The organism is Bordetella tumbae (assembly GCF_965139195.1).
GTDB classification, from domain to species: Bacteria; Pseudomonadota; Gammaproteobacteria; order Burkholderiales; family Burkholderiaceae_B; genus Bordetella_A; species Bordetella_A tumbae.
In genome coordinates, this window is record NZ_CBCSJH010000026.1 from 25,641 (window position 1) to 47,013 (window position 21,373).

General features: G+C 60.0%; 19 protein-coding genes. 9 read left to right on the forward strand and 10 right to left on the reverse strand.

Annotation, left to right across the window (positions count from 1 at the left end; genetic code table 11):
- The first annotated feature begins 112 nt into the window (after positions 1 to 112).
- Both ACNA0J_RS21375 and ACNA0J_RS21380 read left to right on the forward strand, forming a co-directional pair.
- A complete protein-coding gene (locus tag ACNA0J_RS21375; RefSeq protein WP_415820896.1) occupies positions 113 to 1,114 on the forward strand; it encodes a Bug family tripartite tricarboxylate transporter substrate binding protein in 1,002 nt (333 codons plus the stop codon).
- Positions 1,115 to 1,126: 12 nt separating this feature from the next.
- Entirely contained in the window at positions 1,127 to 2,254 is a 1,128-nt protein-coding gene (locus ACNA0J_RS21380; RefSeq protein WP_415820897.1) for a mandelate racemase/muconate lactonizing enzyme family protein, read from the forward strand.
- Positions 2,255 to 2,277: 23 nt separating this feature from the next.
- On the opposite strand, the gene ACNA0J_RS21385 is transcribed toward ACNA0J_RS21380, so the two are convergent.
- Genes ACNA0J_RS21385 through rsmB form a run of 6 tightly spaced genes read right to left on the reverse strand, consistent with a single transcriptional unit; the run spans position 2,278 to position 10,192 of the window.
- Positions 2,278 to 3,747, reverse strand: coding sequence for a TrkH family potassium uptake protein (locus ACNA0J_RS21385; RefSeq protein ID WP_415820898.1), 1,470 nt, complete (start codon positions 3,745 to 3,747; stop codon positions 2,278 to 2,280).
- A gap of 59 nt (positions 3,748 to 3,806) precedes the next feature.
- Positions 3,807 to 5,186 carry a Trk system potassium transporter TrkA gene (gene trkA, locus ACNA0J_RS21390; protein WP_415820899.1) on the reverse strand — a complete coding sequence of 460 codons (1,380 nt, stop codon included), beginning with the start codon at positions 5,184 to 5,186 and terminating at the stop codon, positions 3,807 to 3,809.
- Positions 5,183 to 5,890 (reverse strand): response regulator, encoded by a 708-nt coding sequence (locus ACNA0J_RS21395; RefSeq protein WP_415820900.1) that lies wholly within the window; start codon positions 5,888 to 5,890, stop codon positions 5,183 to 5,185. The genes trkA and ACNA0J_RS21395 overlap by 4 nt, the downstream gene beginning before the upstream one ends.
- Before the next feature lie 11 nt (positions 5,891 to 5,901).
- Entirely contained in the window at positions 5,902 to 8,223 is a 2,322-nt protein-coding gene (locus ACNA0J_RS21400; RefSeq protein ID WP_415820901.1) for a sensor histidine kinase, read from the reverse strand.
- Positions 8,220 to 8,798: a DUF4390 domain-containing protein gene (locus ACNA0J_RS21405; RefSeq protein WP_415820902.1), complete on the reverse strand. Its 579-nt coding sequence runs from the start codon at positions 8,796 to 8,798 to the stop codon at positions 8,220 to 8,222. The genes ACNA0J_RS21400 and ACNA0J_RS21405 overlap by 4 nt, the downstream gene beginning before the upstream one ends.
- Before the next feature lie 44 nt (positions 8,799 to 8,842).
- Entirely contained in the window at positions 8,843 to 10,192 is a 1,350-nt protein-coding gene (gene rsmB, locus ACNA0J_RS21410) for a 16S rRNA (cytosine(967)-C(5))-methyltransferase RsmB (protein WP_415820903.1), read from the reverse strand.
- A gap of 355 nt (positions 10,193 to 10,547) precedes the next feature.
- On the opposite strand from rsmB, the gene ACNA0J_RS21415 reads away from it, so the two are divergent.
- Positions 10,548 to 11,945, forward strand: a complete 1,398-nt coding sequence (locus ACNA0J_RS21415) for an ATP-binding cassette domain-containing protein (RefSeq protein ID WP_415820905.1) — start codon at positions 10,548 to 10,550, stop codon at positions 11,943 to 11,945.
- 45 nt (positions 11,946 to 11,990) lie between these two features.
- Entirely contained in the window at positions 11,991 to 13,316 is a 1,326-nt protein-coding gene (gene rimO, locus ACNA0J_RS21420) for a 30S ribosomal protein S12 methylthiotransferase RimO (protein ID WP_415820906.1), read from the forward strand.
- Between the two features lie 105 nt (positions 13,317 to 13,421).
- Here rimO and ACNA0J_RS21425 read toward each other — a convergent pair whose 3' ends face one another.
- Positions 13,422 to 14,786 carry a hypothetical protein gene (locus ACNA0J_RS21425; protein WP_415820907.1) on the reverse strand — a complete coding sequence of 455 codons (1,365 nt, stop codon included), beginning with the start codon at positions 14,784 to 14,786 and terminating at the stop codon, positions 13,422 to 13,424.
- Positions 14,787 to 14,795: 9 nt separating this feature from the next.
- On the reverse strand, positions 14,796 to 15,728 hold the full coding sequence (locus ACNA0J_RS21430; protein ID WP_415820908.1) for an aKG-HExxH-type peptide beta-hydroxylase: 933 nt from the start codon (positions 15,726 to 15,728) through the stop codon (positions 14,796 to 14,798).
- A 607-nt stretch (positions 15,729 to 16,335) separates the two neighbouring features.
- On the opposite strand from ACNA0J_RS21430, the gene ACNA0J_RS21435 reads away from it, so the two are divergent.
- Genes ACNA0J_RS21435 through ACNA0J_RS21450 form a run of 4 tightly spaced genes read left to right on the forward strand, consistent with a single transcriptional unit; the run spans position 16,336 to position 18,794 of the window.
- The gene (locus ACNA0J_RS21435) at positions 16,336 to 16,923 is read left to right on the forward strand and encodes an LOG family protein (protein WP_415820909.1); all 588 of its coding nucleotides are present in this window, start codon (positions 16,336 to 16,338) and stop codon (positions 16,921 to 16,923) included.
- Positions 16,924 to 16,948: 25 nt separating this feature from the next.
- Entirely contained in the window at positions 16,949 to 17,536 is a 588-nt protein-coding gene (locus ACNA0J_RS21440; RefSeq protein ID WP_415820910.1) for a hypothetical protein, read from the forward strand.
- Complete coding sequence (locus ACNA0J_RS21445; protein WP_415820911.1) at positions 17,533 to 18,165, forward strand: HAD-IA family hydrolase; 633 nt, start codon at positions 17,533 to 17,535, stop codon at positions 18,163 to 18,165. The genes ACNA0J_RS21440 and ACNA0J_RS21445 overlap by 4 nt, the downstream gene beginning before the upstream one ends.
- A 2-nt stretch (positions 18,166 to 18,167) precedes the next feature.
- Positions 18,168 to 18,794 carry a pyridoxamine 5'-phosphate oxidase family protein gene (locus ACNA0J_RS21450; protein WP_415820912.1) on the forward strand — a complete coding sequence of 209 codons (627 nt, stop codon included), beginning with the start codon at positions 18,168 to 18,170 and terminating at the stop codon, positions 18,792 to 18,794.
- A gap of 33 nt (positions 18,795 to 18,827) precedes the next feature.
- Here the strand turns inward: ACNA0J_RS21450 and fmt are convergent, their stop codons facing one another.
- Both fmt and def read right to left on the reverse strand, forming a co-directional pair.
- On the reverse strand, positions 18,828 to 19,772 hold the full coding sequence (gene fmt, locus ACNA0J_RS21455) for a methionyl-tRNA formyltransferase (protein ID WP_415820913.1): 945 nt from the start codon (positions 19,770 to 19,772) through the stop codon (positions 18,828 to 18,830).
- A 162-nt stretch (positions 19,773 to 19,934) separates the two neighbouring features.
- Positions 19,935 to 20,447: a peptide deformylase gene (gene def / locus ACNA0J_RS21460; protein ID WP_415820914.1), complete on the reverse strand. Its 513-nt coding sequence runs from the start codon at positions 20,445 to 20,447 to the stop codon at positions 19,935 to 19,937.
- A gap of 213 nt (positions 20,448 to 20,660) precedes the next feature.
- Here def and ACNA0J_RS21465 point away from each other — a divergent pair.
- Positions 20,661 to 21,372: DNA-processing protein DprA (locus ACNA0J_RS21465; protein WP_415820915.1), on the forward strand; the 712-nt coding region annotated here is incomplete at its 3' end.
- Position 21,373 lies beyond the last annotated feature (1 nt).

A 21,373-nucleotide genomic window follows, 5' to 3' on the forward strand; every position in this document is an offset into this window, starting at 1 on the left:
TAATGAAATATTAATAATTGATGCTTAACACCACACTGTCGATAATCCCTGCAAGAGCCGCCACCCCGATTACACGATCCCACACAGGCGGCGCACATCACAAGGAGACGAGATGCGCCCCCTTTTCCATTACACACGGCGGCAGTTCCTGTGTGGTGCCATGCTGGCCGCCGTGGCTTATTCAACCAGCAACCACGCCTTCGCTCAGTCCACCTCCCCCACCCAGCCCATCAGATTGATCGTGCCTTTCTCACCTGGCGGCGCGGTAGATATCTATTCGCGTATCGTCTCGCCTGAGCTATCCCGCATCCTGGGTCAGACCGTGATTGTGGAAAATCGCCCCGGCGCCAGCGGCAACATCGGCGCCGAACTAGTCAAACGTGCACCGGCCGACGGCCACACGTTGTTGGTGGGTAACATTGCTATCCTGGGCATCAATCCGGTCGTGTACAAGAACACCCCCATTGACCCGCTGGCCGATCTGACGCCCATCACCAAGACGGTGAATGTCAACTACGTGTTGGTGCTCAATCCCCAGGTACCGGCTCGCACTGCGGCTGAGCTGATTGCCTATGCCAAGGCGAATCCAGGCAAACTTACCTATGGATCGTCCGGCACCGGCAGCATGCAGCAAATGGCCGCCGAGCTGTTCCAGTCGCGCACCGGCACCAAGCTGCTGCACGTGCCGTACAAGGGTACCGGCGCATTGGTGGGCGATCTGGTCGCAGGGCACGTGGACATGATCTTCGCCGACGAGGGTTCGATGATGCAGCAAGTCAACGCTGGCAAACTGATCGTGCTGGGTGTTTGCGGCCCAACGCGGCGGCCCGAGTACCCAGACATCCCGACAATCGCCGAGGCCGCCGGTCTGCCCGGTTTCGAGGCTGTGGCGTGGCAGGGGCTGGCTGGCCCCGCGGGTCTGCCGGCCCCCATCGTCGACAAGCTGAACCAGGCCATTAACCAGATCCAGGCCGACCCCGCCATCAAAGCGCGACTGGCCGAAGCGGGACTGAGCACCGATGCGGGCACGCCTCAGGCGTTTCGCCAATACATCGGCGACGAACTGACTAAGTGGCGCAAAGTCGCCACCGACATCGGTATCTCAGTGGAATAAGCGACGCACCGGATGACCATTGCCAAAATCGAATGCTGGGTGTTTCGCGCCCCGATTGAACGCCCCGTAGCCGCAGCCGTCGGCACCATGACCAACCGACCCGCCGTGTTCGTACGTGTCAGCGCCACCGACGGCGCCTGGGGTTGGGGTGAGGTGTTTTGCAATTTCCCGACCGTGGGCGCCGAGCACCGCGCGCGCATCATGCGCGAGATCGTCGCCCCGCTGGCCGAAGGCACGCCCAGCGACAGACCGGCCGACACGTGGCGGCAGTTGACACAGCGTGTGCGCCGCATGGCGCTGCAGGCTGGCGAACCGGGTCCTCTGGCACAGGTCATCGCCGCCCTCGACCAGGCACTGTGGGACATGCAGGCCCGGCGCGCTGGCCTGCCTCTATGGCGCTTGCTGGCCGATACACCACAGGCCGACAACCGCGTGCGCCTGTACGCCAGCGGACTGGGGCCCGAGCAAGTTGCCGAGACAGCACTGGCCAAACAGGCGGAAGGCTACACCGCATTCAAATTCAAAGTGGGTTTCCAGCCCGACAAGGACATCGCCGATTTCGAGGCCATACGCGCCGCGCTGGGCCCACGGGCCCAGATCATGATAGACGCCAATCAAGCTTGGGAACCTGAGAACGCAATGCGACGGATCGCCGCGCTAGAACGTTACGAGCCGTACTGGATCGAGGAACCCCTGGCGGCCGACGAACCCTTGGACACGTGGCGCCAACTGGCCGAGAGCACCCCGATTCCATTGGCGGCTGGCGAGAACATCCGTGACCATGCCAACTTCGACGCCGCCATCCAGAATGGACATCTGCGCTTTGTGCAGCCCGACGTGGCCAAATGGGGCGGCATTTCGGGCTGCGTGGCCGTAGCGCGGCGGGCTGAACAGGCGGGCCTGGTATTCTGCCCGCACTGGCTGGGCGGCGGTATCGGGCTGGCAGCATCGATGCATCTGCGCGCCGCCCTGGGGCCAGCCGGATTGGTCGAGGTGGATGCGAATCCGAATCCGCTACGCGAGCAGGTATGTCCGCTGACAAACTTGAACGACGGCTGGCTACATCTGCCGGACACGCCAGGCATAGGAGTGGAACCGGATCTGGCCGCCCTGGCGCGGTATCTCGTCGCCGTCGCGTAGCGGGGGCCTGCGGGGACTACCGATTACTTGCGCCAAAACATTGGGGTAAACAACACCACGACGGTCAGTAATTCCAGCCGACCGATCAACATCGCAAACGTACAGACCCAAGTCTGAAAATCGGTCAGGACTGCGAAATTACCCATGGGCCCCACCGGCCCCAGACCCGGCCCAGTATTGTTGATCGTAGCAAGCACCGCAGAAAAGGCCGTGATCGGCTCCAGGCCCGATACCAGCAACAGACTGGTAAACACACCGATCGACAAACCATAGACCATCATAAAAGCCAACACCGACGCCATCACGCGCTGATTCACCAGACGTCCGCCCATACGAATCGGACTGACGGCATTGGGATGCAGCATGACGACCAATTCGTTACGCGCCTGCTTGGCCAGCAACACGGCGCGAATCATCTTGATTCCCCCGCCCGTCGAGCCGGCAGAGGTGACAAACCCTGACAACAGCAGCATGGTCAAAGGCGCGATCAAGGGCCACGTGGCGTAGTCAACTGTGGCATAACCTGTCGTGGTGGCCACTGAAATCGTGTGGAACATGCCGTAGCGCAACGCCAGCAGCGGATCATGGTAGACACCGCGGAAGTACAAATAAGCGGAAATCACCAGCCCCGCGCCCAACATGATGACCAGATATGGCACCGTTTGCGGACAGACACGATAGGCGCGCAAACTGCCCTGTCGCAAGGCGTTGAAATGGGTCGCGAAATTGATCCCGGCCAAGGTCATGAAAATCATCGACACGATCTCCAGCGGCACCGAGTCGAAATAGGCAAAGCCGGAGTCTTTGGTCGAGAACCCTCCCAGCCCCATCGTGGTGGCCGTGTGGCACCAGGCCTCGAACCACGACAACCCGACGCCGCGATAGGCCACCAGGCACAATATGGACAGCCCGAAATAGACCGCGTAGAGCGCTTTTGCCGTACTGGCAATACGGGGCGTCAAACGCTCGTCTTTCATTGGCCCTGGCGTTTCGGCCCGCACCACCTGATGCCCTCCGACCCCGAGCAGCGGCAAAATCGCCACCGCCAGCACCAGGATGCCCAAACCGCCAATCCAGACCAAGGTGGCACGCCAGAGATTGATCGAAGCCGGCAGATCATCCAGCCCCGTCAACACAGTCGCCCCCGTAGTCGTCAAGCCCGACATAGCCTCGAAATACGCGTCAGTAAACGACAGTGGTATCCCGGCCCGGTCGAAATAGATCAAGAACGGGATCGACGCCAGCAGCGGCAGACTGACCCATACCACCGCCACCAGCAAAAACCCATCTCGAGCATTCAACTCGCTACGCCCGCGCCGCGTGACGAGCCAGACCGCGGCTCCACCCCCAAACGCCAGCAAAAACCCATCCAGAAACGCCGTGAATCCCGCGTCGTCGCCCAAATATGCCACCACCAGCGGCAGCAGCATGGTCAGCGCAAAGACGCCCATGGTCAGGCCCGCGACGTAGAGGGTAGCCAACAAGCGCTTCATAGGCAGTCGCAAACGCTAATGTGAATGGCCGTATGGCGCATGGGTGACGATATCCGAGATCAGAAGAAAGACGCCGAAACCTGGAACAGTTTTTCAACGCGCGGCATCATCTGGCGCGAGGGTACAAAGACAATGACATGGTCGTCCGTCTCGATGACCGTATCGTCGTCCGGCATCAAAATCTCGTCACCGCGCGCCAACGCACCAATGCTGGCCCCTTTGGGCAAACGGATATTTCCAACGGCGCGCCCCACGACCTTGGAACTGCTGCGGTCGCCATGGGCAATGACCTCAATCGCCTCAGCCACACCCTGGCGCAACCGGTGCGCGACCACAATGTCGCCACGGCGGACGTGCCGCAGCAACTCGCTCATGGTGGCTTGCGCCGGCGATACCGCAATATCGATATGGCTGCCCTGCATCAACTCGCCATAGGCTGGGCGGTTGATCAGCGCGATCACCTTGCGCGCACCCAGACGCTTGGCGAGCAACGACGACATGATGTTGTCTTCGTCATCACTGGTCAGCGCCAGCCAGGTGTCCATATCGCCGATGTTTTCTTGCTCGAGGAGCTCCTCGTCGGTGCCGCTGCCATGCAGCACCAGCACGCTGCTGGGCAACTCGGCCACCAGGTATTCACAGCGTTTTTCGTTGTGCTCGATAATGCGCACGCTGTAATTTTCCTCGGCCAGTTGACGCGCCAGCCGCAGACCGATGTTGCCGCCGCCCGCAATCATGACGCGGCGCACAGACTTTTCCGCCTCGCGCAGCTGCCGAACAGCACGGCGGGCATGCCGGGAATCGACTACCAGCACGACCTCATCGCCCGGCGCGATAACGGTCCCTCGGTCAGCCTGCAGGGGCCGGCCATCGCGCACTACGTCCACCACGCGGGCCGCTACATCGGGCCATACCTCGCGCAACTGTGCAATCGGATGATGTGCCATCGGGCTGCCATGCCCGACACGCACCGTGACTACGCTGATGCGCCCATCCGCAAATTCGACGACCTGCAAGGCCTCGGGAAACTCGATCAAGCTATGCAAATACGCAGTGACACTGCGTTCGGGGCTGATCAGCGCGTCGATACAGAAGCCCTCCTCCCCCATGAGCTCGGGCTGGTCCTCGAAATCCGGCATGCGGATACGGGCAATGCGACGCGGCACATTGAACAACTGTCGAGTGATCTTGCAGCCGACCATATTGGCCGCATCGGAAGCGGAACAGGCCACAAACAGATCGGCATCCTCAGCCCCTGCGGCCTCCAGCACGGCCACCTGGGTCCCATCGCCGTGCACCACGCGCAGGTCGAAGCGATCCTGCAGATAGCGCAGTTGATCGACATTCGTGTCGATCACCGTGATGTCGTTCTGCTCGGACACCAGATTTTCGGCCACGCTGGTCCCGACGCGGCCTGCCCCCATGATGAGGATCTTCATGTGCCGCGTTTACGTGCCGACTCGATGCCCAATTGCTTGAGCTTGCGATACAAGTGAGTGCGCTCGAGACCGGTACGTTCGGACACGCGCGTCATGCTGTGATTTTCACGAACCAGATGATATTCAAAATAAATGCGCTCGAACTCGTCGCGCGCCTCGCGCAGCGGCTGATCCAGTGCAATGCTGCCCAGTTTGCCACTGGAGGCGGGGGGCGCCTCGGCCAAGGGTGGCAGGCTGGTCACAGACGTCAGTGCCGACGGCGGGTCCAGCTCGTCCTCCAGCGGCACCACCGGCGTCACCGCGCTCAGGGGCGTCGTCACGGCGGAAGGATGCGAGGTGCGGCCACGCGCCAAGCCTGCTGCGATCGTTTTGAGCAAACGCTGCAAGGTGATGGGCTTTTCGAGAAAATCCATGGCACCGATACGCGTTGCCTCGACGGCGGTATCGATCGTGGCATGGCCGCTCATCATGATGACAGGCATGTCCAACAGCCCTTGTGAGCCCCACTCCTTGAGCAGGCTCACGCCGTCGGTATCCGGCATCCAGATGTCCAACAGCACCAGATCCGGACGCATGCGCAGCCGTGCGGCACGTGCTTGCGCCGCGTTTTCGGCTAATTCGACCGTGTGCCCTTCGTCGTAAAGAATCTCGGACAAAAGTTCACGAATGCCAACTTCGTCGTCAACCACCAGAATTCTGGCCATAAACCTTCCACCTATTGCGTAGCCGCATTATCCTGTTCTTGCGCAGCCGCGTCCATAGCCGCGGCCTTGGGGGCCACTCGGGTCAATAATATCGAAACCCGCGCCCCTCCTTCCTTGCGGTTGCCCAGATCGATCTTCCCACCATGCTCTTCCACGATCTTGCGCACAATTGCCAATCCTAACCCAGTCCCGTGAGCCTTGGTGGTGACATACGGTTCAAAAGCCCGCTGCATGACTTTATGCGAAAACCCCTGACCGGTATCAGCGACCGTAAAACGTACCGCAGATTGCGTGGCGCCATTGGACTCTCCCATCAGTTGCGTCGTCACCTGTACACGTCCGTCAGCTCCCTGCTCTGCAATGGCATCCCGCGCATTCGACAGCAAATTATGAATGACTTGGCGCAGCTGAGTGGGATCCCCCTCGATATGCGGCAAGCCAGGCTCCAGCGAGACATCCAGGTTCAGGGCCGGCGCCAGGGCGCGTCCCGGGGCCGAATGTTTCTCTCCCGGATCCCAACCATACAACGCCAGCACATCTGCCACCAAGGCATTGAAGTCGATAGTTTGCATCACAGCAGGAGGCGTGCGGGCATATTCGCGGAAATCGTCCACCATCTGCTTGAGCGAGCCCACCTGATTCACAATGGTATTCGTCGATCGCTCGAGCATCTGCCGATCCGCCGGTTGCAGGCGGTCGGCGAGTTTCATGGCCAGGCGTTCGGCTGACAGCTGGATCGGGGTCAACGGATTTTTGATTTCGTGTGCCAAACGGCGGGCTACCTCCCCCCACGCTACCGTGCGGTTGGCCGAGATCACCTCGGTAATGTCGTCAAACACCACCAGATAGCCATTGCCACGCCCATCCACCCGCAAATGTGTGCCTCGCGCCAACAGGGTCAATATTTGCGCAGACTCGTTCGAGTCTGCCGACGGCGCCAGGGAAATCTCGAACTGTTGTTGCCAATGCAGACGCTCGGACCCCACCGCCGCGTGCTGGGCAAAGGCCTGGCGTACGATCTGGATGAACTCCAGCATGCCATCGACCGTTTCCAGCGGCCGCCCGATGACCGAACGCAAATCGGCCTGCAAAATGGATTGTGCGCCCTGATTCACGGTCGTCACGCGAAAGCTTTCGTCAAATACCAGCACGCCCGACGACAGGTTCGACAGCACGCTTTCCAGATAGACGTTTGAACGCTCCAGTTGGCGGCGATTGCTCTCGACCATATGGCGCGCCTCGTCCAGCTGACGGGTCATCGCATTGAAAGAACGCGTCAATTGCCCTACCTCGTCGCGCTCGGGAGGCTCCGGCAGCGGACGATAATCGCCCACCCCCACCGCCTGAGTCCCCGCTGCCAAACGCAGCAGCGGCCGCACCAGCCGCTTGGACAGCGACAAGGCCACGGCAATCGCGGCGAACACGGCCAGCAACAACGCCAAGGTCAAGGTAATGCCATAGAGCTTGCGCAACCCCAGCCGCGACAGCGCGAGTTCCTGATAATCGCGAAATCCCTGCTGCACCCGGTTGGCGTTATCCGCAATCTGCTCGGGCACTGGCTGCAGCAGCTGCAACCAGCGCGGCTCGGAAGGCGGCGACATCAAGGTATCGAAACGCTGAGGCGTCGTCAGCGGGATGACCACGCGCAATGTCAGGCTGTCTTTGCCGCCTGCCAGACTGGCGTCATCGGCCTCGGCAGCGGAATACCCTCGCCCCAGCCGTAGCTGGTTCAACACCGATGCAGGCGGGATTTCCGGCAACAATTGGCCGTACTGATCGGTGGAAAAAGCCACCAGGCGGCCGCCACCGGTAAACACCATCACATCCTGCACCCCGCTGGACTCGCGCAAGCGAGTCAGCGCCAACGGGATGTCGCGATCAGGGGTATTGTTCAATTCCGACGCCATGGACCGCGCCTTGGCATCCAGATCGGCCAGAGATGAATCCAGCGCAGCGCGCCCCAGGTTCAGGCCGGACTCCAGCGCGCTATCGACACGGACATTGAACCAGGACTCAATGGACCTGGACATGAACTGCACCGATACGATGTAGATCAACGCCCCTGGAACCACCCCGATCAGCGCAAAGGCCAAGGCAAAGCGAGCCGTCAGCCGCGCGCCGAACTGGCGGCGGCGGATCTGCCGCACCAGCCGCGTCGTCAACGCCACCACCCAGACAAACAAGGCCAGGGCGAAGACACCGTTCAACACCAGCAAAATATCGTAGTAGCGGGCAAACCGCGACGCGTTGCCGGTCGACCAGGCCAGCAGGCCCAACAATGCCAGCCCGCTGATGGCCCCGATGATCAGCGCGATGCGCAGCAGCATTCTCATGACGGATCCCGAGGCTTGGCCAATTCGAACGAAAAACCCGTCCAAGGCGTTCCCAGGCTCCAGGAACTGCTATTGAGCGCATTGACCTGGAAGGGACGCGTCAACTGCGATGTATCCAGCCGCAGCCGCAACTGCCCTTGATACGACACCTCATAATCGAGCTCCGAGACATCGATCAAGACCCAATGGCGAATATGGCGCACCATGTCCATGGCCTCATCCAGCGAAGACACGGGCCAACTCAGCGAATCCGTTCCGACACGCCATTGACGGGTCAGCGCGTTATAGATCACCCGCCAGGTCCGGCTGGTGTCGACCACCGTCTCGTCAAACCACCACCACCGATCCCGGCTGATCACAATATCGGCCGTGAAATACAGAGGCAGCCCGCGTTCGGCAGCGTCGCGCAACTGCTCGTTCAGCCGGACATCGATTTCGGCATCGATTTCCAGTTTCCCGTCACGAATGGCGGGTTCAATACGAGCTACCGTAGGCTCACTGGCGTACGCCGGCCCGGCACCCAATGGTGTCATCAAAAATAACAGCAAGAACGCACAAAATAAGCGAGAAATCATCGATATTCGTAACCTGATCGCATCCTACGGCTATTCTTGGCGATTCAAGACTGCTTGGCAAACAGCGCATAGAAAAAACCGTCGTGTTGGGCCTGAGGTGTTGCGCCGACCGCAACAGGCAGCAGTTGCCCCGGAGCGTCCTGGCGCTGCGCATCCGCGTGGCGCCGGGCAAAAGCCTGGGCCTGGCGCTCGCCTTCCTCAGGAAAAACCGAACAGGTGACATATAGCAGCCGTCCTCCGGGGGCCACCGTGCGCCACAGTGCATCCACGATACGTGCCTGTAACGCCGCCGTGCGCGCCACGTCGGGTGCACGGCGCAGCCAGCGGATGTCGGGGTGGCGCCGCACGATACCTGAGGCCGTGCAAGGCACATCGGCCAACACGGCGTCAAACGGCCGGCCGTCCCACCAGGCATCCAGGTCTGCCGCATCGGCCGCGGCCAGGGCCACCCGATCCGAACGCAAGCCCAATCGGTCCAGATTCTGTCCCACACGCGTCAGGCGCCCTGCATCGGAATCCAGCGCCAGCAACTCCACATCGGCGTTTTCCAACAAATGCGCCGTCTTGCCGCCAGGTGCCGCGCAGGCATCCAGTACGCGCTCGCCGGCGCGCACAGCTAGCAGCACAGCAGCTTGTTGCGCGGCAGCGTCCTGCACCGACCACCAGCCTTCGGCAAACCCGGGTAATTGGGTCACAGGCCGGGCTTCGGCCAGCACCAGACCAGCCTGCCCCACGGGTTGGGCCTCAACGCCCGCGGCCTGGAACGCGTCTCGTACCTGGTCGCGGCTAGCGCGCCGCGTGTTGACTCGCACCGTCAACGGTGCGGGAACACTCGCCGCCGTCAGGATGTCCTGCCATTGGTCTGGATATGCCTGCCGCAGCCGCTCCACCCACCAGCGCGGGTGATTCCAGCGCGCCTCGGGCAAGTCAGCCACCGCCGCCTCGATGGCGTCGCGTTCACGCAAAAAACGGCGCAGGCAGGCATTGAGCAGCCCCTTATAGGCAGTCAGACTGCGCTGGCTGGCCGCCGCGGTCACGGCCTGATTCACCACCGTATGCGGGGCATACACCGGCATACCCGGTAACGCCTCGACCTCTCCGGCCACCTTCAACAAAGACAACGACACGTTCAACAGCGCATCAAACTGCGTGGCGGGCGAACGCTGCACCAAACCGCTGCCGATCGCGCTGGCCCAGCCCAGCTGGCGCATGGCATGAAAAGACACCGCCTGCGTGGCGGGCCGCAACGGCGCTGGCACAGCAGCGAGCGCCTCCGTCAGCGAGCGTCCCTCCATCACGGCACGCACCGCGCCCGCCGCGGCTAACAACACCACCGACAACGCCGGCCGGGCGGGTTGCGATTCAGGAACATCAAGAGAAGCAGGGGAAACCATGTGGATCATCAATGACTATGCAATCCCGCTATGGTAGCCGCTGACAGGCAAGCGCATCAGGGATAGAACTATTTAGGGACAGATTAAACCACGCAAATCATCGGACGAAACAGGAGAAATGCCAGCCATCAGGGCCTGCAACGTCCTTTAGTCCGAAAGGCCGCTCAATATCGAGCCGGTTAAAAGCTCGCCGTCCTTTCTCACTTTCAATACGGATCACTGCAAGACGATACGGCGAACTTGTCATACGGGAGAACCGCGATGCAATACTTGAGTCCGGATGGCGTGGTCGACGGCGAGATCGCGGCATTCGGCGGCGACGATATGTACCGAACCGTGGCATGAGGGCCGACCAATGACACGCCTGTCAGCACGGCCCTTGACGTGGATATTTGCCGACCCGGCGGCCATGCTCACTGTCGTACTAGTGGCGTTACATCAGTCTCTCATCGCCTCGTCCGCTTATTTTCTGACGCAAACCATCATCAGCTATCAGGAAGAACAGGCGCTAAAAGAATATCTCGCGCTGTACTTGCTCTCGATCATCCTTCCGTTCATTCCCGGGTACCTGTCATTTATGACGATGCAGCGCTGGATCAACGCCATACACCGGAAATTCACACTGGCCATGACATCAACGATCTATGGCAACCTGGACGAATACCGATCGATTGAACGCAAGTCGGCATTCGAATCCACGATCTGTAGAAACGCCTTCGACGTGATCTCGTCGTATGCCATGTTGTCGCACGATCTTCTGAGCCTGACACTGAATAGTGTGCTGAGCGTCGCGGTGATTAGCATGATCCTGCCGCCCGAGATTGCACTGGGCTACGGCATCAGCCTGGCGCTCAGCACGGCAATGGTTTGCTTCCTTGCCAAAGGAACGCGAAAGCTATCCGTCGACACCGGACGGCGATACGCGGGTTACGGCAATACTTTGCACAAGGCCTGGGACAACGCGGTGCTCGGTAACGCTTACAACTATCACTTGTGGATGGCCGAGTTCCGCGCCACTGGTGCCTCGTACTATTCCTCGTCCCAGCGGCTCACCACGTACAAACAGCTCGGGAACATCGCCATCGCGTCAGCGGCTCTCATCCCGACCGCCTATCTCGTATATCACCTGCTCGTGATCGAACAGATAGAGGCCGCCATCATTGCGGCGATCATCGTCAACCTGACGCGGATATTCCATATTCTCAATTCCTTGGGCAGGTTGATATATGAACTGTTCGAGTGGGCCAGTGCATCTGCCCGGCTGCGCTATCTCTGGGCTTTTCTATTACCGGCTGCCACCGCGCCATTGCCTCAGACCCCTGCGGGGACAATCACCCTCAACGGCGAGCCAATCAGCGACTATCAGACAGTGCGAGAGATGCTGCGTCGCCATCGCTTCGGCAGAATGACCCTGCGCGGCGCAAATGGCGCCGGCAAATCCACGCTTCTGCTGTCGATCAAACATGCGTTTGCGCAACAGGCCCATTTGCTGCCCGCCGGTGACAATCCTCTCTGTTGGCGTTTCAAGCACAGCAACATATCGGCAGGACAACGGACCCGCGCCATCATCGACGAGATCCTGCAACAGGGCTCGGACATCCAGTATCTCTTGCTCGATGAATGGGACGCGAACCTGGATGAAGCCAATCGGAAGCTCATCGATCAACGATTGGACACCCTCAGCAAAGAACGCGTCGTTGTCGAAGTCAGGCGTCAGGAATCCGCCGGCCTGCGCCCAGCCAAAGAGCCTTAAGCCGTTGTAAACTATAGGGTTATATTCACAAATCGGAATTCCAACATGGAAACCAAGCGGGCACCCAGCATAGCGATGGTCTCTTTAGGGTGTCCAAAAGCCCTGGTCGACTCTGAGCGCATCCTGACCCAACTGCGCACAGAGGGTTATCAGGTCTCACCCGAGTACAACAACGCCGACGTCGTCGTGGTCAACACCTGTGGTTTCATCGACAGCGCCAAAGCCGAGTCCCTGGAGGCCATCGGCGAAGCCATCGCCGAAAACGGCAAAGTCATTGTCACCGGCTGTATGGGCGTCGAGGAATCCGTCATTCGCGACGTGCACCCCAGCGTGCTGGCCGTGACCGGACCTCAGCAATACGAAGAAGTCGTACGCGCCGTGCATCAGGCCGCACCGCCCAAGACCGATCACGATCCCTACATCGACCTGGTGCCACCGCAGGGCATCAAGCTCACACCGCGCCATTACGCCTATCTGAAGATCTCCGAGGGCTGTAATCACCGCTGCAGCTTCTGCATCATTCCGTCCATGCGTGGCGATCTGGTCAGCCGGCCCGTGGGCGACGTGTTGAGCGAGGCCGAGCGCCTGGTCAAGGCCGGCGTCAAAGAGTTGCTGGTCATCTCGCAAGACACCAGTGCCTACGGCGTGGATATCAAATATCGCAGCGGTTTCTGGAACGGCCGGCCCGTGAAAACGCGCATGACCGAGCTCTGTACGGCCTTGTCCGAACTCGGCGTCTGGACGCGCCTGCATTATGTGTACCCCTATCCGCACGTGGACGAGGTCATCCCGCTGATGGCACAGGGCAAAATCCTGCCCTACCTGGATATCCCGTTCCAACACGCCAGCCCGCGTGTGCTAAAGGCCATGAAACGCCCGGCGTTCGAGGACAAGACCCTGGCGCGTATCAAACGCTGGCGTGAAGAATGCCCCGATCTGACGTTGCGCTCGACCTTCATCGTGGGATTCCCGGGCGAAACCGAAGAAGACTTCCAATACCTGTTGGACTGGATGAGCGAAGCCCAATTGGATCGCGTCGGCTGTTTCCAATATTCCCCGGTCAACGGCGCCCCTGCCAATGATCTGGCCAACCCCGTTCCCGACGAGGTCAAACAAGAGCGCTGGGATCGTTTCATGGCGCACCAACAGGCGATTTCGGCCGCCCGCCTGCAAACCCGCGTCGGACGCGAGATCGACGTGTTGATCGACGAGATCGCAGCCGACGGCGCCATCGGCCGTTCCAGCGCCGATGCCCCGGAGATCGACGGCAACGTCTACGTCAACACCGATCGCAAACTGCGTCCGGGCGACCTGGTGCGCGTGCGCGTGACCGACGCAGACGAATACGATCTGCACGGCGATCTTATCTGAGCCGAGGCGACACGGGACCGGCTTTTACGGGCTAACACGTTAGTTGGTGGGCAGGCGCAAGGCCTGCCCACGCCTACGCCAATGCGGGCCCAGCCTCGCCTGGACCTAATGCCTCACCTCGATCACGACCTTGTCGTGGCTGAGGCGCTCTAACAATTCGTCGATACAACTTCGGTTGTCCTGATCCAGGTTCGCGTCCCATTCATCGAGCAAGAGGTACTGAATGTCCGCACCTTGCTTCAGCAGTTCGTCGATGATCGCGCGGGCCCGCTGCCCCGTCGACATCGCGTCGCGCCGCCCAAGACGCCAACAGAGCTGATTGTTTCCCGCGGGCAACAAATGGGCTTTATGTGGGAAAGCCTGCTTGATCGACAACAAGAGCGTGGACTTGCCCGAGCCATTTTCACCCCGTATTGTCACTCTGCCGCATGTGCGATGACGTAACGCCTCCCGCACCGCCAGATAGTCAGTAATCAGTTCGCCGTTCACGCTCACATTCCCCGAGGGCGATTGAGGGATATCGGCAACGGCAGCCGGCGTCAGGAAAGCAAAAAGATAGCGCAGACGGGCAGACGCGGACGCCCACTCGACAATCTCGTAAATCAGCGCACTCAGTGCATTGAGAATGTGAAAGATCCGCGTCAAATTCACAATGATCGCCGCCACGACGGCGGCCTCTATTTTTTCAAGCACCAGCAGGTGATACACCAGATAGGCCGTCGGAATCAGAGACGCGAAGGCAATCCCGACGTTGCCAGCTTGTTTGCAGGCGGTGAGCCGCAGAGAGCTTGAATAGTAGCTGGCCCCGTCGGCCTTGAACTCGTCCAGCCACAGACGATAGTTGTAGGCATTTCCGACCACGGCATTGTCCCAGGCTTTGCCCAAGGTATTGCCGTAATCTGCATGCCGCCGCTCTACGTCGACAGACAGTTTTTGCACGGCCTTGGTCAGCGCATAGACCATTCCAACGCTGAGCGTCAAACTAACGAAGTATCCCAGTACGATCTCAGACGGCAGAATCAACCCTATGACAGCAAGACTCAGGATACTGTTGAGTGCGAGACTGAGAAAATCATGCGACAACAAGATATACGATGAGATCACGTCGAATGAGTTTCTCGAGATGGCTGACTCGAATGCCGACTTGCTTTCCGTCGACCGGTACTCATTGAGGTTGCCATAGGCGGCCGACGCCATGGCCAATGTGAATTTCCGATGCACAGCATTTGTCCAGCGCTCCGCCATGACAAAGGAAAGCGCACCGGGGATAAATGGAAGAATCATCGAAAGAAAATACAAGACCAGATATACACCAACCTCTGTGCCCTGCTGGTAACCAGTGATCGTTTGCGTCAGGAAATACGCAGACGACGCGATGAGAGACTGATGCACCACCACCAGCATAAACGTGAGAAAGGCTGCACGATCAAAAAAAATCCGTGTGGAAGCTCGAGTAGACGAAAGGCTCATTGTTAATCTTTATGTTGTTCGATACTTGCAAAGGCGGTCGGACTCCACAATGTCTCGAGCACCGGACAGCAGCGCTTTCGTGCGAGAGGACACTGACGTAATCCCTGCACGCTCTTGTCGGTCGATCACCTGCTCCACAGAATCCAGTGAGGCAACCAGTTGCGCCAGGATTCTCGGCGTCGGAGGATGAACAAGCGGCGCCGATGGATGTCCGATGAATTTTTCGCGAAACATCACGATCTCGGCGGCGACCACAATGCTATGAATCACTTTGTCCAGGGGACGAGCGATTTTCAAGATGGCTGACTGCGCCCAGCTATCGGGGCTCATGAGCGCGCGGTGATCGTAGTGTCCATACCGATACTCGTCGATGAACATCGCATGATGCGTCAGTTCGTGCACGATAAACTCCACCACGTCAGGTATCCGATGGGTAATCTTGGGATTTGCCCATATCACGCCGATGGCAGAGGACGTGCTTCCACCACTAGCCTCTTTGGACGGCATCAAAAATATATCGGTGATCAAGAAATCGAATAGGCACTTGTGCTCAGAGGACAGAACACCTAGACATTCGATAGCAGAGCCCAGCAGAACCGCTTTCTTTTCCACGAGCGGATCTGGTTCCCTGGCAATGACCTCGGCCTGATTCTTGTCGTCCAAGACCGTCAAATCGTCATCGGACAGCAGGCGGCTGAATTCGCTCGCCTGGTCATGGTCGAACACGATGTGTGTTTCCCGGTATTTACCCTTGCTTTTTCTGCCCTGCAGCGCCTCTAATGCTCCGATGTAACACGTCGAAAGTGTTTGTTCATCCTGCACTTGGCTTGTATCCAATCCGGCTTTTTCAATGAAAACGAGCAGATTTTCTATATGAACATCGAGCGGCGCCTGGGCAATCATCTCTATACTTTTTCTCTGAAAAACCAGAATAGCGCGCACGAATGCGCGCGCCGATAATGCGTTGACAATCAGTCCGTCAGCATCATGTCGTCGTAAGAGATCATGCGATAACGCGGATGAGGCCCTGGGCCCATGGGCATGGGTTTCATAGCCTCGACAGAACATTGTTGCGCCAGGAGGAAATCGCTCTGGCACCTGTTGGCTCGGCCACCGGCCTTTTGGGCGATCTGGAATGTCTTCTCTCTGATCATTTCATTCAGACTTGCAGCTAGCATCACTACCCTCCAGGTAAGGAAATTTGCTGCACCCTTGTGCAGCAAGGCTGCAGAGTAGACACCTGAAACCCTCATATGCCATCTCAAAGCACGGCATGCAGGCGCATTTCAGACGAGAAGAAGATCCTCTCCACTCGCAACGACATGTCCTCCCATAGACATACCAATGCCGTCCGCGACAGCGAGTTACGGTTCAATCCAACGGTCCCGGTCCCGGCTTTCGGTCCGAATTTCTCCTGGCGAATGGGCCCGTCCCTACCCTGGCCGACCGCCCCTGACCGGGCCTTGCCGCCAACTTGCGTAAACTAGAGACCCAGTATCAGCTTTTCCGGGTAGTTTCGTCCTGCCCTCATTCGACCCGTTTTTTGACTATGACCATCAAGAATCTCTGCGTTTACTGTGGTTCCAATGCCGGCAGCCGGCCTGATTATGTCGAGGGCGCACGCGCGCTGGCGCATGAGCTGGTCAGCCGCGATATCGGGCTGGTCTATGGCGGCGCAAGCGTGGGCATCATGGGCGCCGTGGCCGACGCCGTCCTCGCCGAAGGCGGCCGCGTCATCGGCATCATCCCCGAGGGCCTGCTGCGTAAAGAAATCGGCCATAACAACTTGACCGAGCTCCATGTCGTCGCGTCGATGCACGAACGCAAGACCATGATGGCCGAGCGCTCGGACGGTTTTATCGCCTTGCCCGGCGGCGCGGGCACCCTGGAAGAAATCTTCGAGACCTGGACGTGGGCTCAACTGGGCATGCATCAAAAGCCCTGCGGCCTGCTGAACATTGCCGGCTACTACGATCAACTGGCCGGCTTTCTGAACCACGCGGCGCAAGAATCCTTCATTCGAGCCGAACACCGCGCCATGCTGATCGTCGAAAACCAGCCTGCTGACCTGCTGGATCGCTATGCCGCCTACACGCCGCCTACGGTCTCCAAATGGATAGATCCGGGCGAGCATTGATCGGACCGCTCACCACGTACTCGCCATGTCTACTGCCCACGCACCTGCACTCAATACCGCATCGGTGATGCGGAATTACCTGCATGCCAAAGACGAAAACCGTCCCGTCTACATGGCTCGGGCATTTACCAACGATGCCGTACTGAAAATGACGCTGCGTACTCAGGCGATCGCCTTTCCGCCTGAGTCTCATGGCCTGGACGCCATCACCGAGACACTCGTACGCGCGTTTGGCCAGACCTACGAGAACGTATTCACCTTTTACCTCGCGCATCCTGGCGAGGAAGCCATCCTGGATACCTACGCATGCGATTGGTTTGTCGGCATGGCCGAAAAAGCGACCGGCCAGGTTCGTGTCGGTTGCGGCCGCTATGACTGGGAATTCCAGACCGAGCCTCACTTGGCCCGCCGCCTGACCATCACGATTGAGACCATGTTGAACTTGCCGTCGGACACGGCCCCGGCGATTTTCAACTGGCTCACCGCGCTGCCCTATCCCTGGACGGATCCGCAACGCGTGGTACAAGCTGCACCACCCATCGAGGCTCTGGCGCCGGTCATGCATTGGATCCGCCGCGACCATATCGTAGATCCCACCGGTGGCACCGCTTGAAATACGATCTCGCCGCCTTTGATTTCGACGGCACGCTCGCCAACACCTGGCCCTGGTTCGAATCCATCCTTGACGACGTCGCAGACAAATACGGCTTTCGGAAAACCAATGCCGCCGAGCGCGCCGAACTGCGATATCGCAACGCCCACGAAATTCTGAAATTCCTCGGTGTGCCGCTCTGGAAACTGCCCGCCATCATGGCGCACGTACGCCAGATGATGCGCGACGTGGCACCCACGGTACAGCTATTCGACGGCATGGCCGAAGCCCTGACACGCCTGCGCGCCAGCGGCTTGCGCATGATGGTGCTGAGCTCCAACTCCAAAGCCAATGTCCAGCGTGTGCTGGGCCCGCAAGCCGAACAGTGGTTCGACGATTTTGAATGCGGCACCGACATGTTTGGCAAAGCAGCCAAACTCAAAAGGTTATTGGCACGCCACAACGTCGCGCCGCAACGCTGCATCCTGGTGGGCGACGAAATGCGTGACATCGACGCTGCCCGCAAAGCGGGCGTACACGTCGCAAGCGTAGCCTGGGGTTATAACCATGTCGACGCACTGCGCGAACATCATCCCGACGACATCATCCTGACCGTCTCCGACCTACCAGCCAAACTGACCCTAGCGTGATCATGGAACTCAACGACGACTACCGCATCACCGATCTGGACGCCCTGCAAACGCTGTATGGCCAGCCGGCCGGCGCCTCGCTCATCAAGGAAGTGGATCACGTGCACCCGCACTACCGCACTTTTATCGAGGCGGCGCCATTCGCGATCCTGGCAACATCCGGTCCCGAGGGGCTGGACGCTTCGCCACGCGGCGATCCCGCCGGTTTTGTGACGGTAGCCGACGACAAGACCCTGTTGATTCCAGATCGACGCGGCAACAATCGCATCGACAGTCTGCGCAATATCCTGGCAGATCCGCGCGTAGCATTGCTGTTTCTGGTCCCAGGCGTTGGCGAAACCTTGAGAGTCAACGGCCGCGCCAGCATCAGCACGGACCCCGAGCTATTGGCGCGCTTCGCGATGAATGACAAGCCCCCTCGATCGGTCTTGGTCATACACGTCGAGACTGTGTTTTTTCAGTGTTCGCGCGCGATTTTGCGGTCCGGACTCTGGGACGCGGCCAAGCAGGTGGACCGCAGCAGCCTGCCCAGCGTGGGGCGAATGCTGGCCGATATCAGTGCAGGCACGTTTGACGGCGTGACGTATGACCGGGAATTACCGGAGCGGGTGCGCAACACGCTGTATTAGGCTGCGGGGAAACCTCGCGAGGCCCGCGGCGGCTCAAGCTGCGGGCTGCCAGCCCCGCACAAACACATCCACAGGCTGACGTTTGCCCCCGGCTTTCTGCAACTCCAGCAACCGCAGCACACCATCGCCCGTCGCAATGTCTATTCCTGTCTCCGTTGCCTGCAATAGCGTGCCCGGCGCATGCGTGACGACCGTATCCAATGCCTCTGCCCGCCATACCTTGACCGGCGCCTCCAGGCCCGGCAACCGTACCGTCGCACCGGGTACAGGATTGAACGCGCGAACCCGCCGCGCCAACAACGCTGCAGGTTGCGTGCAATCCAGCGCAGCCTCGGCCTTATCGAGCTTGGCAGCGTAGGTCACGCCATCGGCAGGCTGCGCTTGTGCCTGCAAGCCTCCGGCTTGCAGCAATTGCAGCGCTTGCACAATGGCCTCGCCACCGGCGGCGGCCAAGGCATCATGCAATTGTGCAGCGCTGTCGGTATCGCTGATCGGCACGCGGCGTTCGAGCAACATGTCGCCCGTATCCAGGCCCTCGTCCATCTGCATGATGGTGACGCCCGTTTCCGCGTCACCGGCCTCGATGGCCCGCTGAATCGGCGCGGCACCGCGCCAACGCGGCAGCAGGCTGGCATGGATGTTCAGGCATCCGCGTGCGGGCAGCTGCAACGTCCAAGCGGGCAGAATCAGGCCATAAGCCGCCACCACCATGACCTCGGGCGCGGCTTGCTCCAGCTGGGCACGGGCTTGCGCCGCCTCATCCGGATAGCGTCCATCCAGACGCAAACTGCGCGGCTGCGCGACGGGGATTCCCGCCGCCAACACGGCCTGCTTGACCGGACTGGGCGTGAGCTTCAGCCCACGGCCGGCAGGCCGATCCGGCTGCGTCAGCACCAGCGGGATCTCGTGCCCGGCGGCCAACAAAGCGTCGAGCGCGACGCGGGCGAATTCAGGAGTTCCAGCAAAAACCAGGCGCATAAGATCAATAAAACCCGAGATCAGTAAAACGCGTCACCGCGCGTCGGGCAAAAGTCAGCAACGCTGCGATGATCGCATATTCTCCACGCAGCCCGATGACACTCCCAGCAGGCCGCCGGAACGCTGACCATCACACCGGCGCGAAAACTCTCTTGGGCGAACTCAGGCGCGCAGCGCTTCGCGCTCGGCTTTTTTCAGCTTGGTCTTGATGCGGGTCTGTTTCAGGTTGGACAGGTATTCCACAAACACCTTGCCGTCCAGATGGTCCAGCTCGTGCTGTACACACACCGCCAACAGCCCATCGGCCTCGGCCTCGTAGGCATTGCCATCGATATCCAGCGCCCGGTAACGAATACGCGCGGCGCGTTCGACCTCGTCATAAATGCCGGGCACAGACAGGCAGCCTTCTTCGTAGGTCTGGCGATCGTCGCTTTTCCAGGTGATCTCAGGGTTGATCAACACGCGCAGATGGTTGCTTTCTTCGGAGACATCGATCACGACGACTCGTTCGTGTACATCGACCTGCGTAGCCGCCAGGCCCACACCGGGCGCGTCGTACATGGTGTCGGCCATATCGCGCACTAACTTCCGGATGCGGTCGTCCACCACCGCAACCGGCTTGGCCTTTTTGTGCAGGCGCGGGTCGGGGTAATGAAGAATAGGAAGTAAAGCCATGGCAAACAGAAGGAATGGGGCTGATTAGTCAGCGACTCGTTAATAATAATTCATTAGACATATGATTTCTAATAGTTTTCGACTAATAGCCCTATGAAAAAACTCGACCGCCGAGTTTTGCCAGGTCTTTTTCGTCCCTCCTGGCGCCAGGCACTCGCCCGACCCATGCGACACTAAGGCCCCGCCATCAAACTGACGGCCTTTTCGCGAATCATGCCGCTCACCCATTCCGCTACCGAACTCTCTGCCTGGCTGCGCCTGTCACTGGAGCCGAACCTGACGCCGTCGATGCGATATCCGCTGCTGTCGGCGTTGGGGCTACCCGAACAAATCTATGCGCTGAGCGCGCCGGCACTGGCCCGTTACGTGCCACAACAACTGGCTATCCAGCTGGCGGCCGGCACACCGGCCGATATTCAGGCCCAGATTGACCGGAGCCTGGAATGGGTAGCGCAACCGGGCCACCACATCCTGACGCTGGCGGACCCCGCCTATCCGCAAAGCCTGCTCACCATCGCCGACCCGCCTGTCGTGCTGTATATCAATGGCGATCCGGCACGCCTGACTCAGCCGGCGCTGGCAGTAGTGGGAGCACGCAGTGCCACTCCTGGCGGATGCGAAAACGCCCGGGCCTTTGCCCGGCATCTGGCGAGCCACGGATGGTGTGTCATCAGCGGCCTGGCCCAAGGAATCGACGCTGCGGCGCACGACGGCGCGCTGCTGGCAGGCCCCGAGGGTGCGGGCACCGTCGCCGTCATGGGAACCGGCATCGATCGCGTCTATCCCGCCGGACACCGCGAACTCGCGCATCGCATCGCGGAGCATGGCGCCCTGATATCCGAATTGCCGCTGGGCATGGGCGCCCTGCCTCACCATTTCCCGCAGCGCAATCGTCTCGTTGCCGGCTTGGCGCGCGGCGTGCTGGN

What these genes read in the sequence shown, in the direction of transcription:
- ACNA0J_RS21425 (WP_415820907.1), bottom strand. Translation starts at nt 14,786, where the DNA reads ATGAGCCTTTCGTCTACTCGAGCTTCCACACGGATTTTTTTTGATCGT.
- rsmB (WP_415820903.1), bottom strand. Translation starts at nt 10,192, where the DNA reads ATGGTTTCCCCTGCTTCTCTTGATGTTCCTGAATCGCAACCCGCCCGG.
- ACNA0J_RS21440 (WP_415820910.1), top strand. Translation starts at nt 16,949, where the DNA reads ATGTCTACTGCCCACGCACCTGCACTCAATACCGCATCGGTGATGCGG.
- ACNA0J_RS21395 (WP_415820900.1), bottom strand. Translation starts at nt 5,890, where the DNA reads ATGGCCAGAATTCTGGTGGTTGACGACGAAGTTGGCATTCGTGAACTT.
- fmt (WP_415820913.1), bottom strand. Translation starts at nt 19,772, where the DNA reads ATGCGCCTGGTTTTTGCTGGAACTCCTGAATTCGCCCGCGTCGCGCTC.
- ACNA0J_RS21375 (WP_415820896.1), top strand. Translation starts at nt 113, where the DNA reads ATGCGCCCCCTTTTCCATTACACACGGCGGCAGTTCCTGTGTGGTGCC.
- rimO (WP_415820906.1), top strand. Translation starts at nt 11,991, where the DNA reads ATGGAAACCAAGCGGGCACCCAGCATAGCGATGGTCTCTTTAGGGTGT.
- ACNA0J_RS21400 (WP_415820901.1), bottom strand. Translation starts at nt 8,223, where the DNA reads ATGAGAATGCTGCTGCGCATCGCGCTGATCATCGGGGCCATCAGCGGG.
- trkA (WP_415820899.1), bottom strand. Translation starts at nt 5,186, where the DNA reads ATGAAGATCCTCATCATGGGGGCAGGCCGCGTCGGGACCAGCGTGGCC.
- ACNA0J_RS21415 (WP_415820905.1), top strand. Translation starts at nt 10,548, where the DNA reads ATGACACGCCTGTCAGCACGGCCCTTGACGTGGATATTTGCCGACCCG.
- ACNA0J_RS21380 (WP_415820897.1), top strand. Translation starts at nt 1,127, where the DNA reads ATGACCATTGCCAAAATCGAATGCTGGGTGTTTCGCGCCCCGATTGAA.
- def (WP_415820914.1), bottom strand. Translation starts at nt 20,447, where the DNA reads ATGGCTTTACTTCCTATTCTTCATTACCCCGACCCGCGCCTGCACAAA.
- ACNA0J_RS21450 (WP_415820912.1), top strand. Translation starts at nt 18,168, where the DNA reads ATGGAACTCAACGACGACTACCGCATCACCGATCTGGACGCCCTGCAA.
- ACNA0J_RS21385 (WP_415820898.1), bottom strand. Translation starts at nt 3,747, where the DNA reads ATGAAGCGCTTGTTGGCTACCCTCTACGTCGCGGGCCTGACCATGGGC.
- ACNA0J_RS21435 (WP_415820909.1), top strand. Translation starts at nt 16,336, where the DNA reads ATGACCATCAAGAATCTCTGCGTTTACTGTGGTTCCAATGCCGGCAGC.
- ACNA0J_RS21405 (WP_415820902.1), bottom strand. Translation starts at nt 8,798, where the DNA reads ATGATTTCTCGCTTATTTTGTGCGTTCTTGCTGTTATTTTTGATGACA.